Here is a 14468-nt window from a genome sequence, read left to right as displayed (position 1 = left end):
CCCTAGGCTGGCGCCGCCCGTCTCGACGGCTTTGCGCAGGGCAACCGGATTGGACATCAGCATCAGGGCGGGGCTCATCGCGTCCACGAACTGACGCAGATGGAAGTTGACGCGTTGCCGCTCCCCTTCCTCCATGTCAGCTGCCTCGCCCCGCTCCAGCAGCCAGTCGGAGGCGAGGAGGTACAGCTCCTTCAGCGCGAGATAGGCGGGGTTCGTGCGCCACTCGGGTGCGGCGAACCGCTTGTCGCCTGAGGACGCCCCCGGATCCTTGTCCATCGCCAAGCCGAACAGCCCGAGCCAACTCTGTCCCGCCTCCTGCCAGACACTGAGGAGCGAGCCCCAGAGCGCCTGGTTGAAGTCGATGAGCGACAGGGCGGACGTCGGCCTTCCGGCCGAGCGCAGCCAGACGATGCGCAACGCTCGGGCGATCTCGGCCCAGTCCACGGGAACGACTTCGCACAGCGGGTTTGCGTTCCAGATCTGATCGATGGAGCGAAGCAGCGGATCGTCTGAAAGGCTCTTGCTCAGCTGTTCGGGGCTGCTTGAAAGGACCGGAAGGCCGGGCGTCGCAGGCGTGTTCTGCCACTGCGGCCAAGCGATACTCGGTGCGGCTTGAGGCGAGGCGGAGAATTGCTCCATCCAAGCAGCCCAGAAGCCCAGCACCTGGTCCGGGCCCTGAGAGCCTATGCTGGCGCTGCCCTCACCGGGTCCGAACGCCTGCGTGTTTTTGCATTGACCGGACTGAGCTAGACCGCCGCCGCTGCTCTGGTCAGCCATGGGGTTCCTCCGAGGTCTTGTTGCCAGAAAGGCACCTGCGGCTAAGTTCGTGATGTGCATAGCCGCTGGGACGCCGGCAGCGTTTAATCAGGACAACAGCAATCCGAGACCGTTCGATCCGGTCGCGGTGACCCTGCCAACCTGTCTGGCTTTCGGGCGACTCGGGTCCTTCGTGTCTGAAGTGGCTCGGGCTCCGAGCTGATCCGAGGCGAGTCTCCTCTGCGCAACAGGTTGGCTAGGCGAATCCGCACGTCTGCGGAGAGCCAGCCGGTGTTGCCGTTCTGTTCTTGCGGTGCTCGCCAGCCTGCCGGATCATCGGCAGATGCGCGCCCTGCCCAGCTTCGCCTTAGCTACCACGCTCTGCCTGTTCCACGGCGCCGCTGCTGCCGGTCCCGAGTTGCCGAGGACTGACACTCCGGCGCAGTCGATGCTGGAGGCCCGGTGGCACCGCTGCGTGCGGCAGGCCTACGCTGATCAGCCAGCCACTCAGAGCAAGGCAGCCTCGCAACGCAGCGCTCTCGACGCCTGCAAAGAGCACGAGGACGTGTACGTGACAGCTGTTCTGGCGGCCCAAGTTGCCGAGGAAGAGGCACGCTGGCGCCGAGAGCAGCGGCCAGCCACCATCCGAGCAGGAGCATGGATGGCGACGGTCACCGCCTACGTCTTCGAGCCAGTCACTTCCTGGCTGAGTGCCTGGACCCGCTAAGCCGCCCTACACGGCAGCCTCCGCCACCTTCTTGCGGCTGCGCCCCTTGGCAGGCCACCCACTGGCTGCTGGTGCCTTCTTGCGACCGCCACGTTCCTTCGGGGGCATGGACACGGTCTCGGCAACGTCAGCTGCCTTCGCGGCCGGCGGCCGGCGCTGCTGGCCGAGACCGGTGCTCTTGGCGAGTGAGGATCGCTGCTCGGAGTAGGAGGGCGCCACCATCGGGTAGTCACGCGGCAGCCCGTACTTGGCCCGGTACTCCTCCGGTGTGAGTCCCATCCGCGTCAGGTGCCGTTTCAACGTCTTGTAGGGCTTGCCATCCTCGAAGCTGATCAGAGCGTCGTTCGTGATCGACTTCTTGATCTGGGCTGGCGTGGGCTTTTCGACAACAGGCTCGCTCGTCGTGCCTGCATTCTCAAGCCCAGTCAGCGCAGAGTGAACCTGCGCGATGAGGCCGGGCAGGTCAGAGGCCCGCACGCTGTTGTTGGACACGTAGGCGGAGATGATGTTGCTGGTGAGTTCGAGGTAACCGTTTTCTTGGGTCTCGGTGTTCTTGTCCATTGAAGATTCGCCTTCTGAGCAGAGGGTATGGCAGCTACTCTGCATCTACTAGAAAGCAGGAATCCGCCACAGGTTCGAAGCGGCATTAACAAAATCTTTTGCTTCGCTTCACCTGCTGGTGCGCAGAACGGCGTGTTTTCTGAAGCTGACGGGGCAGTGCTCTTGGCTGACCTTGAGAAGCTTCACTGGAAGCCGAGCACCCGAGACACGGCCGTGGGCGATAACGGAGGGCCACCGAAGGACAGCTTGACCTCTCCTGGTCGGTAAGCTCGGTCCAGCACCTCCAGCGGATTGCCCTCAAGGTCACACCGCAAGGCTGAGTCCGGCGTGTAGTTGATGATCAATCCGAGAGCCCGGCCGAAGAACATGACTGCCCGTCCGCCTCCGGAGCAAGCCATGGTCTTCTCAGGCAAAGCATCAACCGCCTGCCGGACGTAGGTCACAGGCGGGCGGGACAGATCGAAGGAGATCATGAGCCAGCGTCGTGCCCCACCCGTCAGCCCACAGAACGTGATCTGGGTCGGCACCGTGTGCTCGGTCTGGATGACGGCATGCGGTTCGAAGCTGGCTCTCCAGGCGGCCTCCTCCGCTTCCTGTGCGAGGCGACGCTCTTCCGCTGTCTCCCGCTCACAATCGGCGAAGAGCTGCTCGGCATCCGCCACGGCCTGCAGAACGAGGGCGGGAGAAACCTCGAGAGCCTCGGGAAGGCGCCAAAGGGCGAAGCGGCTCTTGGCGCTGAGTGGCAGACCGTTCGTGAGAGCGTGCACGCGGCCAGCGGCCTTGGCCGGGTTGGTGTAGCCGAGGCGGCGGCCGAGAGCCTCCTCGGTAAGCCCCAACTCCTGCATCCGGGTCCGGATAAGGTCGGCCAGCGGTGTCGGACGGGTCATGAGCGCCTCCGTCAGGTTCACGGCCGGAGGCTGGCACTCCCGCTATAGTTGCCGATCAGATCGGCCGCATCCCGGATCTCCGGAACCACCTTGCCGCGGAAGGGCAGGTTGGTTGAGGCGCCAGCCTCATCTCGATGCTTCAAGCAGAATGCCTGAGAGTGGCCGCCCCTTCAAGAAGGAAGACTACCGGAATGCCTGAGTACGCTAACGAGAAGCTACTTGATGAAGCCGGCATGAAGGTCGGCTTCGGCGTCGGCCTGGCTGTTCCGGAAGACCCGCCATGTTGAAGAAGCGGACGGCAGCAAGAGATCTGCTAGGCTGCGGCGCCAGCAGCAAGGGGAGGGCACATGCGGCCACGAGCACCACGACCGGACTCTCTGCAGAGCATCACGGTGCTGGAGATACTCGAAGCTCTTGATGCTCGGCATGGAGAGGCAGGCGTGCCGTTCAAAGACCTCGAGGTGGCTGCGGGCTCCAGGCTCTCGTTTCAAGCCCTGAAGGATGCCCTGAACGCCTTGGTCGCCGAGAAGGCGGTTGCACGTGTCAGTGATAAGCCTGCTCGCCTTCGGATCACCGCAGCCGGACGAGCCCAACTCGACAGTTATCGATCCTGATGCAGGTGCCGCGGCGACGCTGGCAGGTCGATCGCCCGAGCGAGGCGGGCGAGGGGAGGGGTGCCTGTGCATTGAGCGACGCGAACGCCTCCTGGCCGACAGGATACTGCAGAAGCTCAGCCTCAGCATTGCGTTCAACAGCGGCTTCGAGCGATGCACGAACTCCTGATCGGCTCGGGCGGTGTCGCCCTACTCGGCGCCCCTGTCATTGCGGCGAACAAAAATCGAACAATCTTCTGGTGACGGAGTGCGCAACATGATCGTCGAGCGTCAGACGCAGCAGTAGGCTGTCCTGCCCGAGGCACTGGATGCTGGCTGAGCATGTGAGATGAACCAGAGGGCGGCTCCGAGCCAATTTGACCGCGGTACGCCCGTCGAGACGCTCGCGGGCACGGTCGAGCGCGTCACCTTCCACAATACCGAGACCGGCTTCTGCGTGCTCAAGGTGCAGACCCGCGGCAAGCGTGATCTCGTGCCGGTCGTCGGGCATGCGCCCGCCATCGGCGCAGGCGAGTGGATCACCGCCACCGGCATCTGGTTCTCAGACCGCCAGCACGGGCTCCAGTTCAAAGCCGACACCCTGAAAGCCACGCCGCCGACCGGCGTCGAGGGCATCGAGAAGTACCTCGCCTCCGGCTACATGCGCGGCATCGGTCCAGCCATGGCCAAGCGCATCGTCGCGCTATTTGGCGAGCAGACCTTCGAGATCATCGAGGCCGAGCCGGAGCGGCTGAAGGAGGTTGGCGGCATCGGCCCCAAACGCGCCGAGCGCATCGTGCGCGGCTGGGCCGAGCAGAAGGCGGTGCGGGAGATCATGATCTTCCTACACGCTCACGGCGTCGGCACGGCGCGGGCGGTGCGCATCTTCAAGACCTATGGTCACGAGTCCATCAAGGTCATAACTGTGCCTCGATCCGGTGAGAGCGCTGATCTCCGCCCATCGGCTTGGGCGCGACGTGGCCCGCCCGGGCCAACTGCCCGCACCACCGGCTCGCACTGGCAAGGCTGACCCCAAAACGCTCGGCGGCTTGATGTCCCGACGCCCCGGCCTCGACGGCATGGACCACGCGCTGGCGCAGACCGACGGACAGGGCTGAGGACATCGGCGCTCTCCTTCGCCGACCAACCCCTCATCACCACGTTCGTTTCAGCCCACTCGGATGACGCTCTAGCGGGACATCACCTGAGCCGACATCGGCAGGTCGATCCGGCACAACACGCCACTCGGCACGAAGCGCACCTGCGAGCGCGCAGCGAGGTCCGCCGGCAGGATCTGCTCTAGTAGCTTCAGGCCGAACCCTGTGTGAGACGGCGGTGAGATCGCCTCCGACACCTCGCGCTCCGCCCACCTGAATACAAGGCAAGGAACGCGCTCGCTGAAGCGGAGCCGCCACCGCACCGAGACAGATCCACCCCGCTCCGACAAGGCTCCGAACTTCAGCGCATTGGTCGTGAGCTCATGAATGGCTAAGCCGAGCATCTCGGCGGCTTGAGGCAAAAGGTTAATCGGCGGTCCAGAGATACGCACGCGGTCCGGCATCTCCATCTCGAACGCCTGCAGTTCGTCGGCAACCAGCCACTCCAGGTCGATCCCGGTCGGTGGGCTTTGCAGCGAGGCACTTTTGAGGCGCTGCAGCGCGTCGATCCGGCTGTCGAGGTGCGCAGCATACTCCGCCGCTGCCTCGTGGGTCTCGGCAGTGCGGCGCGCGATGGAGCGCACGAGCCCCAGTGTCGTGCGTACCTGTCTCTGTAGCTCGCGAGAGGTCTGGGCTAGTTGGTCCATCAGCTGGCTCAAGTCAGCAGGTGCACCGATCGTGTGAGCCAGTCCCGCAACGGCTTGGTTCATGATCTCGCGGACGCGGGCGACGCGCTCCATAGGTTGGTCGCCAATCGGGTCACTGGGCTGGATCTCCCGTTGCAGAGCGACCCAGTGCGTCAGGTTTCCGGCCTCGTTGCGCAGCGGTGTGATGTGCCAGTGCATCGTGAAGGTGCTGCCATCCTTGCGGTAGTTGATGGCCGTGCCCTGAAAGGCCTCACGTGTTTCAAGGTCGGCGCGCAGATGGCCGAGGACCGCCCTGTCAGTCAGCGGCCCTTGCAGAATACGCGGCGTCTGCCCAACGGCTTCCGCGGCCGTGTAGCCGGTCATGCGGGTGAAGGCCGGGTTGACGTACTCGATGACTGGACCGGGACGTTCCAGCTCGGGGCCGGTGATGATGACAGCTTCGCCGATGCCGTCGAGGACTGACCGGAAGAGCCCAGATTGTCGCTCCGAAGCTGCTGGTGCTGGAGCGTCGCTCTGGAGCATGTCAGCGGTCGGGCTGATCATGACACAACTCATCAACGCTGAGTGTCGCTTCCCGCGGCCGGTGCCGCGGTTTGCAGCGCTAGAAGGCCATCGGACACATAAGAGTACTCGGGTAACCTAGCATACACCTCCCTTCGCAATGGGCCTATGCGGCCTTCATAACTGGCAGCCGGAAGAGGGTCGATCTGTCGGCATAGGTGACCTCAACCCAAGAGCTGCAGAACGGATACTTGGACTCGTCGCCTTCGTTGACCAGCACCTCAACGAGGCGCTTGGCCTCGCGGTAGGCCAGGCCGATGTTCTCGCAATATGATCCCTCAGGATCTACGATCTTTCTGCCGTCTCGATAAACGTCAAAGAAAAACCGAGCCATTTCCTCACCTGCTTCTCTTCTGTTGGCGGATGCTCTTGCGACACCTCACGCAACCTCGGGTAGCAAAGCCGCTCGGGCGCTGCCACTAACATTTGCATGATGCTGCACGTCTTTCCTGGCGGCGGAACTATAACGCTGGCGCCTCTCTCGCGCATTTGCCTTCGGTTACCTCCGAGGCCCTGGGCCGCATGTCAGCGAACTGCACACAGGCCGCTGCCCCGGACAGCGCTGAACCCGGCTTGATCTCCAGCTCCTCCAGTCCCGGCTGAATCTCACGGCCAGTCCGGTCCAAAGCCAGCCGGTCAGGTCACGACGTCGCGCGGATCGTGGCTGTCTCGCTGGGCGTGCCGAACCAATGCAGCGGCCAGCCCAGCTGCCATCACGTCTTCCGTCAGCCCGCGTGCCAAGCCGGAGGTGGAGCGTGTCGTGCCCCCGCGCGCGGCACGGCCCAGCAAAGTGCCGGCGATAGCACCCGCCATCCCGGCAAGGGCAGCATTGCGCCTCAAGGCTCTCGGTTCGGCCAACGCTACACCGCCTGCGGCTCCGATCGCGAGCCGTGCCGCGAAGGAGGGCGGAATGCGCCGGTCCGGTGCAAAGGGCATCTTGTCGCCGGCCATCTCTGCCAAGGCGAGCGCCGTGATCAGGCCGCGTGCTCCGGGGCCATCGGGGATCCAGGTGACGCGTGTCCGCCGCTGCGAGGCGGCCCAGCTCAAGGCAGCACACGCCGTCATGCTGCGAAGGCCGGCCACGAAACCGATACCGAACGATGGTCCGAGCCTTTGCATCCTATCTCCTCTGCGAGCGTGACGGGGTCTCTGCCGCCTGCTCTGCGTGGGGCTGCCTGGTAGCCACCTATGCAGACCCTGAACATCGTGGAACTGCTACTCGCCGGCCGGTCTGCTGCATCAGGCTCGGCTTCTGCGGCGCGGCCTTTGAGAGAGCAGCAAGGCAGCCGTGGCAGCCAGACCGGCAGCAACGCTCACCGTTGCCAGCGGATGCAGGGTCGCCCGGGTGTAGGCGCTGCTGCGCATCACATAGACCGGCGGATCGCCGCGTTCCCGACCGGCCCGTGCTGGTGCGTGCAGGGCGCCCTCCGGGTTCCTGGGCGGCTCGGAGCGCTTCTGCAGGGCGATGATGGCGGGCGCGAGCTCGTCGTAAGCGCCGGGCGCGAACTCCTTGCCCATCACGAACAGCTTGCCAGCTCCACCCACGAAGATGTCGCGCTGCGGGTGCACGGCGGCGTGCAGGATGGCGTTCGCCACCTCTTCCGGCGGGTAGATCGGCGGCGGCAGCGTCGGCTCGCGATCCATGTAGTTGCGGGCGCGCTGCGGCAGCGGCGTGTCGATGGAGGTTGGCTTTACCAGAGTGACGGAGACCGGCGCACCCTCGGCAATTAGCTCCATGCGCAGGGTGTCGGTGAAGCCTTTCACCGCGTGCTTGGAGGTGGCGTAGAGGCCCTGGAAGGGGAAGGCGAGGTCGGAGGCGACGCTGCCGACGTTGATCAGCGCGCCGCCGCGCTTCCGCAGGTGCTCCACAGCCACGAGCGAGCCGTTCACCGTGCCCCAGAGATTGGTCTGGATGAGACGCTCATGGTCCTCGTAGGCGATCTCGCGCAAGGGCCCGTAGACGGTCAGGCCGGCAACGTTGACCCAGGTGTCGAAGCCGCCGAACGTCGCGATGGCTTTGTTGGAGATGGCTTGCACGTCCTCCCTGCGACCAACGTCGGCCCGCACGTAGGCGATGCGGTCACCGAGCTTGTCAGCCAGCTTAGCGAGTACGTTTTCGCTGCGGGCGGCGAGCACCACCCGGGCGCCGCGCTCCGCAGCCATGCGGGCGGTCGCCAAGCCGATGCCGCTCGACGCGCCGGTGATCACGATGATCTGCTCGCGCAGAGGCTTGTGCTTCATGTCCGGCAGCTCCCTGTCGCTCACTCAACTCACAGCGACGGCAGGGCTACGCATGAAGTGCCGAGGCGTTGCGGCCTGCGCGGTTTTCTCGCGCGCAGGCGCTAAGCTTTCGTTGCCCCGTGCGCGAGCCCATGCACTGACATCGCATCGACTGAGGCTGACCTCCGAGATTGGGAGGTGGTTCATTCATCCGGGCATCAGTCCCACCAGGCGAACGGTGAGCGACAAAAACGTCTGTCAGGAACTTCGCCGGGCACCTGCCAATTGCATCTGAAATCCTCAGACCCGGACTACCAGCATGAACAATGAGATCTTGATCATCGTGCTCGCCGTGGCCACGCTGGCGCTTGTCATCGGCGCCGCACTCTGGATGCGCGCGCGTGTAGCGCAGTCCAAAGGTGACCCGAAGCGCTCTGCCTTCACCCAGCGGCACGGCGAAGCACCGCGGCCGAACCGGCCCGGCACCGAGCACTAGGCTTTCCTAATCGCATGGGCAGCGAGGGCGTGTTCCTCAGGGTCTCTGACGCTCAATCAGGTCCAAGATGAACAGGCCCAGCTGCCCACCAGCCGAAGCCAGGGCGACGAACAGGGCGATCAGCAGGATCACCGGCGGATTGACCCTGTCGAGTACGCCGGCCCCGATCAGGCCGACAACGGCGGCCAGCGTGAACCCCACCGTGCTGCCAAGCCAGACGCTGAACTGCTTGTCGCTCATGACCTCAGTAGAACCCGTACATTGAGCCCTCACGGCGCCGCCGCAGCCGCGGCGACGTTGAGAGATCAGAGGCGGGTTCTATCCTTCATCACCGACGCGCGGGCAATGCTGCAGGTGAGGGTGAGGCGGTGGCGTTCTTTCTGGGCATCGGCGGACCTTGGATCGTCCTCATGATCCTGGACCTGTTCTGGACCAAGCAGAGCCTGGAGCTCTCGCACTCTGAGCGGTCCCGCGGGTGGCAACAGCGCCTCGAACGCCTGCTGCAGAGGCGAGAGGGGAGGCCGGTTCCGATCCCTGTGCGAGAGCCGCTGTCGCGGAGTGAGCACGGCGACGAGCTGCTCTCACGATCAGAGAGCTACCTCTTCCGCCAACCGGCTTAGGTGGCTCAATCCCGTTCACCAGATCTCCTCAGCCAGCCGCGAGGCCACGCGCTACCTTGCGCGCCGGTGGGCATGCGATCTGAGCGAAGCTGAGTTCTCGGCAGCGGCATCCGGCGGCTGAGCGACACACAGCCGCGCTCACGCCACTAAAGTCGAACTTTACACGCTGCCCGTTCCCAACTCTCATACGCAAAACAATTGCGCAGTGCTCGGCTAACCGCAGCGCTGCCAGCAACGATAATGCGGGATTGGGGGGCGATGCGGAACCTCGATTTCCTTGCCTCTGGGCTGGCCGGGCTACTGACGCCGGAACCTCCGGAGGCGGCAGACATTCGCCGCGCCTACGCGCGAAAGCGCGCCGCCCAAGAAGCACGCGAGCGGCACCTAGCCTTGAGCGACCTGGTGCGGACCGAGATCATTCCTCGCTTGCGCCTGCGTCACCCGACGCTCGAGCAGGCGATAGTGAGGTCTGCACCCAAGCTAGACACTGAGTTCATTTCCGAGTTCACCGTGCTCATCCTCGCTCAGGATCCTGTTCCGGCGTTCAGCACGTTCTCAGAGCTGTTGGGCGCGGGCTACGCAGCCGGTGACCTGTTTCTCGACCTGCTCGCTCCCTCTGCCGCCCTGCTCGGCCGCCTGTGGGAGGAGGATCTCTGCGACTTCATCGAGGTAACCGCAGGAGCGGCTCGCCTTCAGCTACTCTTGGCGGGCTTCCGGATCGATGGTGTTCCGGCCGCCACAGAGGAGAGGCGCCGCGTCCTGTTGATCGGCGCTCCTGGTGAGCAGCACAGGTTCGGCATTGCCATCGTCGAGCAGTTCCTGCGCACAGCTGGCTGGGAGGTCACCTGCGGCTTGGATCTGGAGCCGCAGCAGATTGCTGCGCTCGTCCGGTCGGAGTGGTTTGGCGTGGCGGGCCTGACGCTCAGCTGCGAGACGCACGTGGACCGACTGGCCGCCGTCATCCAGGATGTTCGCCGCGCCTCCCGCAACGGAACCATCGGCATCATGGTGGGTGGTCCAGTCTTTCTAGCAAAGCCCGAGCTTGTCACGCAGATGGGAGCTGATGCCTCAGCTGCCGATGCTCCGACAGCCGTTCTGCTGGCGCAGCGGCTGCTCGATCTTGCTGCTCAGGCAAACCGTTCTGACACGTGATCGGTTTGATGGGCGCTCGTGCTGGCTCGGCTGAGCCCTGATCTGATCAGAGTGGCTTGGGCTTCCGCATGCTCAGAAGGTTGAGCACGGCAAGCGCAAGGTATGGGCCTACGAAAGCGAGAAAAAGCAGGAAGCTCATCGTCGTTCTCCTCCATGTTATGACGACAGCACTGAGGCGGTGAAGCGGACCCGACGGCATTCGTGGCGGAGCGGGCCCGAAAAGATGTCTCCGCACCAGCGCGGCTCCTTCGCGGTAAGTCTGGTTCCCGCGCCACGCCGACGTGTGCCATGCTGACGCATTCTCTGCAGAAGCGGCAGTTAAGCAGCAACTACGCCCTCCTGCTCGTGGTTGCGCTTCTGCATGGGCCTGATCCGAACAGCGCCGTTCGCGCAGGCTGATCGCCCAATCCTCAGGAGGAATCGCCATGGACCGCCGCCGTGCTCTCACCGCTGTTGCAGCTGCTGTTTCGATGCCAATCTTCGCGTTCTCAGCGTTCGCGCAGAACGCCTCGAGTTCAGTGTCCGAGAAGAGCGGCAACACCGCCGCCGCCATGGGCGAGGCGGAAGCCAAGCACGCCGCCGATACCTCGACGGCCGGCCTGATGTCCCTCGAGACCAGCCGCATCGCCCTGAAGAAGGCGCAGAACCCGAAGGTGAAGGAGTTCGCGCAGTTCGAAGTGGCGGAGCAGGAGACGATTGCGGACGTGCTCAAGTCCATGCGCGACCAGAGCACGCCCGCCAGCGGCCAGGTCAAGGCTCCCTCGGCCGAGGTGACGCAGACGAACCTCGATGCCAAGGGCAAGCAGATGGTGGAGAAGCTGCAGAAGGCCGAGGCCGGCGCCTTCGACCGCGAGTACGTTCAGGGCCAGATCCAGGGCCATCAGCAGCTGCTGCAGATCCAGGAGACCTACCTGAAGAGCGGCAAGGATCGCGAGAACCTGAACGTGACGAAGCTGATGCGCGGCCAGATCAAGGAGCACCTCGCGCTCCTGCAGGACATCGAGAAGCAGCTCGGACGTGGCTGAGGCCGCGCTTGCGCTCGCCATCCTCACCCGCGGTGCGGGTGGCGAAATCTTCGGGAGGGTGAGGATCCGTGGCGCTGTTTCGATCTGAAGATCCGCCCTCGCCGGGCGACATTCCGGTCGAAGCACCGCCGCCGTCGGACAGGCCGACGACCGCGATGCTGAAAGCCGACATCGACAGCGGCCGGACGGGCGACAAGGTCGAGCATTACGACGTCGGGATGGCACAGCTCGGTACCTGCGATGAGGTGGCCGGGACCCCGCCCACGCTTGAGCGCATCGCTCTGGCGCGGGAGACGGAGGCGGCATCCCGCAAGGCGCGGGCCATGGCAGATCCCCACGGCAGCCGCTGGTGGGTGCTGCCGGGGTTCGCGGGCTTCATCGTTGTGGCCGCGGCGAGCATGGGCCTCGCGCTCTGGCTGATCCCCTGATCAGCGAATGTCCAAAGCTTGCTAACCGCGCCGCTCTCAGCCTGAGCCTCAGCTTGAAAGGCTGGCTCGCCTCGGAGCAGACAGGGACTTGGCAGGAGAAGCTATGGGCTGGTCGCTCCCGATAGGCGTGGTGAAGGGCACGGTCATCCGCGTCCACATCACGTTCCTGCTCTTCCTCGTCTGGATCGGCGTGGTCGCCTTTGCCCGAGGTGGGCAAGGTGCCGCTTTGCAGAGCGTGCTCTACATCGTGCTCCTGTTCCTCTGCGTGCTCCTGCATGAGTTCGGGCATGTCTTCGCGGCCCGCCGCTATGGCATCCAGACGCCCGACATCACGCTCCTGCCGATCGGGGGCGTGGCTCGCCTCGAACGCGTCCCGGAGAAGCCCGCTCAGGAGCTCGTCGTAGCGCTGGCCGGGCCTGCGGTGAACATCGCCATCGCCCTGCTGCTCTTCCTGGCTCTGGGCGGCTTGGCCTCAGATGCCGGAACGGAGGTGGCCAACCCTGGGGTGAGCCTGCTGGAGCGACTGCTGTGGGTGAACCTGTTCCTCGTGGCGTTCAACCTGATCCCGGCTTTTCCGATGGATGGTGGTCGCGTGTTGCGCGCCATTCTCGCGCACCGCCTCGGCTACGCTCGAGGCACGCAGATCGCCTCGCGGGTGGGGCAGGCGCTGGCCTTCGCGTTCGGCCTGTGGGGTCTGCTCGGCGGCAATCCGCTGCTGATGTTCATCGCCCTGTTCGTCTATCTCGGCGCCGCCTCCGAGGCTCACGCGGTCCAGATGCAGCAGGTGTCGCGCGGCCTTCTCGCCGCGGACGCCATGATCACGCGCTTCGAGAGCCTACAGCCCGGCAGCGTGGTCGAGGATGCCGTGCGCTGCCTCATCGCCACGACGCAGCACGAGTTTCCGGTCGTAGACGGTGCGGGGCAGTTGCGGGGCGTGCTCACGCGGGACGACATGATCCGCGCGCTGCGCGAGCGCGGCCCGGAGACGCCGGTGCTTGAGGTGATGCGTCCTGACGTTCCGGTCGTCCGGGACCGCCAGCTACTAGAGGATGCTCTGCGGCTGATGCAGGAGAAGCAACTGGCGGCAGTCGGCGTGGCGGATGGAACAGGCCGGCTCGTGGGCCTGATCACGCCCGAGAATGTCGGTGAGATGATGATGGTCTTGTCCGCACGCCCTGAGCGGCGCTCGCCGATCGTGCCCCGGATCCGACCTTCCGCGTGACCGAAGGTGCTACCGCTTGCAGGCCACTGGTGATCGGTGCCGCCCGCGACTCCCTCCATGACGCCGAGGAGACAAAAAATCCGCCGTTGGGGCGAGGATGGCCAAGGGCCGGCTGCTTCCGATAGGGCTTGCCCGAACGGAACGTCCCAGAGCCGTTACAGGAGAGTGACGTCGAGCCACTGAATTGCGCTCCGTGGACACGTCTGAGCCCATCAGAACGGCCCAGTTTGGGTGGGCCGTGAGGATGATGCTCTCATACATCCGGCTGGACGAGAAGGATTATAACCTCAAGAAAGCCAATGAACGCCGCAACAGCGATCTTCAACCCTGCGGGAGCTTGTCGTTGGTTGTCGTTGCAAGCGCCGGGCAGGTCGCAGGGCGCATAGGTCACGTGCGGAAAGCCCACAGGAGCAGTTCGGAGGAGTCCCTGCATCTCGAACTACCGTGCGCACAAAAACGGGTGAGCGAGGTGACAAGGAAACTCGACCGGGGTCAACGCGACGGGTTGAACCAGCCGATGAGCAACGATCGCCGTCGGCACGCCAAGGCCAGTATGGCGATGATGATTGGTACCCCCAAGGCGGCCGGTAGCAGCTGCTTCTGCCCATTCGCGTCCCTCGGTGGGTTCGCTTAGCCGTTGAGATCGCGGCAGGCGCGTGGAGCTGTGATCCCGCTCGTGGCCCGTGAGAACCGCTCCCGCGGCAACGCCGTGGCACGGGTTGACCGCGAGCCAAGGCACGCTCAGGCTTTCGACGGATGGCGCGATCCTGTGTGAGCAAACCATGAGCGAGCCGTGGCTATATCAACTCCGGATCTGTCTACCGGATGAGCTCGTCGAGGCCGCTCGGACGGATCTGGGCAGCCCAGAACTCGCTCCGCTTGCCGGCATTCTGGCCAAGCACCATGCGAAGATGCTGGCGCAGTTCGACGCGTTTGCAGGTTATGTCGCCGAAGCAGAGCGGCAGGGCGTTGAGGCGTACCCGCTCTACGCCTGGACCAAGGCGACCCTCGAGGACCCGGAGAAGCGGGCAAAGCACCTCAAATCCTTCGCGCTTCATGTGGATGGACGGGAGATTTACAGCAGGGACGAAGCCGATGCGCTCGAGGCGGACCTGCGGCCGCTCGTGGGAGGCACCATGATCGAGCGGTTGTCAAAGCATGACACAAACCCCGCGAACAACCCGCAGCCGCCGGAGAAGTACCGCCCGCGCAGCGTCACCTAGAGCTTCAGCAGGCATTGACCCGATCGATTTTTTGGATCGGGCAGATGAGCGGCTGCCTTGCCGGTCAAGCGGGCTGCCGTGGCGCTCCGTCTCTCGGAATGGCGTTGAGGATGGTGTGCAGTCAGAGCGACGAGCTTTGGCTTCTATGAAGAGCGCCGCGCGGACAGGAGCGCGACCGCCCGCGATGAATCTC

General features: G+C 64.7%; 15 protein-coding genes, 3 pseudogenes and 1 riboswitch. Of the genes and pseudogenes, 9 read left to right on the top strand and 9 right to left on the bottom strand.

What is annotated here, in order from left to right:
* Positions 1-777, bottom strand: a pseudogene (locus MOX02_RS27250) (class I poly(R)-hydroxyalkanoic acid synthase); the annotation flags it as partial.
* A gap of 322 nt (positions 778-1099) precedes the next feature.
* Here MOX02_RS27250 and MOX02_RS27245 point away from each other — a divergent pair.
* Positions 1100-1483, top strand: coding sequence for a hypothetical protein (locus tag MOX02_RS27245; protein ID WP_147028940.1), 384 nt, complete (start codon positions 1100-1102; stop codon positions 1481-1483).
* 6 nt (positions 1484-1489) lie between these two features.
* On the opposite strand, the gene MOX02_RS27240 is transcribed toward MOX02_RS27245, so the two are convergent.
* Positions 1490-2044, bottom strand: coding sequence for a Ros/MucR family transcriptional regulator (locus tag MOX02_RS27240; RefSeq protein ID WP_147028939.1), 555 nt, complete (start codon positions 2042-2044; stop codon positions 1490-1492).
* Between the two features lie 182 nt (positions 2045-2226).
* Positions 2227-2931 (bottom strand): hypothetical protein, encoded by a 705-nt coding sequence (locus MOX02_RS27235; RefSeq protein ID WP_147028938.1) that lies wholly within the window; start codon positions 2929-2931, stop codon positions 2227-2229.
* A gap of 34 nt (positions 2932-2965) precedes the next feature.
* Positions 2966-3074, bottom strand: a riboswitch (SAM-I-IV-variant riboswitch).
* A gap of 249 nt (positions 3075-3323) precedes the next feature.
* Here MOX02_RS27235 and MOX02_RS27230 point away from each other — a divergent pair.
* Complete coding sequence (locus tag MOX02_RS27230) at positions 3324-3545, top strand: hypothetical protein (RefSeq protein WP_147028937.1); 222 nt, start codon at positions 3324-3326, stop codon at positions 3543-3545.
* Between the two features lie 328 nt (positions 3546-3873).
* Positions 3874-4444, top strand: a pseudogene (locus MOX02_RS27225) (YrrC family ATP-dependent DNA helicase); the annotation flags it as partial.
* A 6-nt stretch (positions 4445-4450) separates the two neighbouring features.
* On the opposite strand, the pseudogene MOX02_RS27220 reads toward MOX02_RS27225, so the two are convergent.
* From MOX02_RS27220 to MOX02_RS27200, 5 genes and pseudogenes are all read right to left on the bottom strand, one after another.
* Positions 4451-4648 (bottom strand): annotated as a pseudogene (locus MOX02_RS27220) (helix-turn-helix domain-containing protein); the annotation flags it as partial.
* 65 nt (positions 4649-4713) lie between these two features.
* Entirely contained in the window at positions 4714-5871 is a 1158-nt protein-coding gene (locus MOX02_RS27215) for a PAS domain-containing protein (RefSeq protein WP_170268014.1), read from the bottom strand.
* Between the two features lie 124 nt (positions 5872-5995).
* The gene (locus MOX02_RS27210) at positions 5996-6223 is read right to left on the bottom strand and encodes a DUF6894 family protein (RefSeq protein ID WP_147028935.1); all 228 of its coding nucleotides are present in this window, start codon (positions 6221-6223) and stop codon (positions 5996-5998) included.
* A 302-nt stretch (positions 6224-6525) separates the two neighbouring features.
* A complete protein-coding gene (locus MOX02_RS27205) occupies positions 6526-7008 on the bottom strand; it encodes a hypothetical protein (protein ID WP_147028934.1) in 483 nt (160 codons plus the stop codon).
* A gap of 120 nt (positions 7009-7128) precedes the next feature.
* Positions 7129-8130 (bottom strand): SDR family oxidoreductase, encoded by a 1002-nt coding sequence (locus tag MOX02_RS27200; RefSeq protein WP_147028933.1) that lies wholly within the window; start codon positions 8128-8130, stop codon positions 7129-7131.
* Positions 8131-8428: 298 nt separating this feature from the next.
* Between MOX02_RS27200 and MOX02_RS31615 the strand changes: the two genes are divergently transcribed.
* Positions 8429-8605 carry a hypothetical protein gene (locus MOX02_RS31615; protein WP_170268013.1) on the top strand — a complete coding sequence of 59 codons (177 nt, stop codon included), beginning with the start codon at positions 8429-8431 and terminating at the stop codon, positions 8603-8605.
* Between the two features lie 36 nt (positions 8606-8641).
* Here the strand turns inward: MOX02_RS31615 and MOX02_RS27195 are convergent, their stop codons facing one another.
* A complete protein-coding gene (locus MOX02_RS27195) occupies positions 8642-8845 on the bottom strand; it encodes a hypothetical protein (protein WP_147028932.1) in 204 nt (67 codons plus the stop codon).
* A 638-nt stretch (positions 8846-9483) separates the two neighbouring features.
* Between MOX02_RS27195 and MOX02_RS27190 the strand changes: the two genes are divergently transcribed.
* From MOX02_RS27190 to MOX02_RS27170, 5 genes are all read left to right on the top strand, one after another.
* Positions 9484-10377, top strand: a complete 894-nt coding sequence (locus MOX02_RS27190) for a cobalamin B12-binding domain-containing protein (RefSeq protein WP_147028931.1) — start codon at positions 9484-9486, stop codon at positions 10375-10377.
* 518 nt (positions 10378-10895) lie between these two features.
* The gene (locus MOX02_RS27185; RefSeq protein WP_238179944.1) at positions 10896-11402 is read left to right on the top strand and encodes a DUF4142 domain-containing protein; all 507 of its coding nucleotides are present in this window, start codon (positions 10896-10898) and stop codon (positions 11400-11402) included.
* 68 nt (positions 11403-11470) lie between these two features.
* Positions 11471-11830 carry a hypothetical protein gene (locus MOX02_RS27180; RefSeq protein WP_306424538.1) on the top strand — a complete coding sequence of 120 codons (360 nt, stop codon included), beginning with the start codon at positions 11471-11473 and terminating at the stop codon, positions 11828-11830.
* A gap of 103 nt (positions 11831-11933) precedes the next feature.
* The gene (locus MOX02_RS27175; RefSeq protein ID WP_147028929.1) at positions 11934-13052 is read left to right on the top strand and encodes a site-2 protease family protein; all 1119 of its coding nucleotides are present in this window, start codon (positions 11934-11936) and stop codon (positions 13050-13052) included.
* Between the two features lie 719 nt (positions 13053-13771).
* Entirely contained in the window at positions 13772-14275 is a 504-nt protein-coding gene (locus MOX02_RS27170; protein ID WP_306424537.1) for a hypothetical protein, read from the top strand.
* Positions 14276-14468 lie beyond the last annotated feature (193 nt).

It is taken from the genome of Methylobacterium oxalidis (genome assembly GCF_007992195.1).
GTDB classification, from domain to species: Bacteria; Pseudomonadota; Alphaproteobacteria; order Rhizobiales; family Beijerinckiaceae; genus Methylobacterium; species Methylobacterium oxalidis.
Note: the sequence above shows the minus strand (reverse complement) of the source record. Positions and strands in the feature narration are given on the sequence as shown.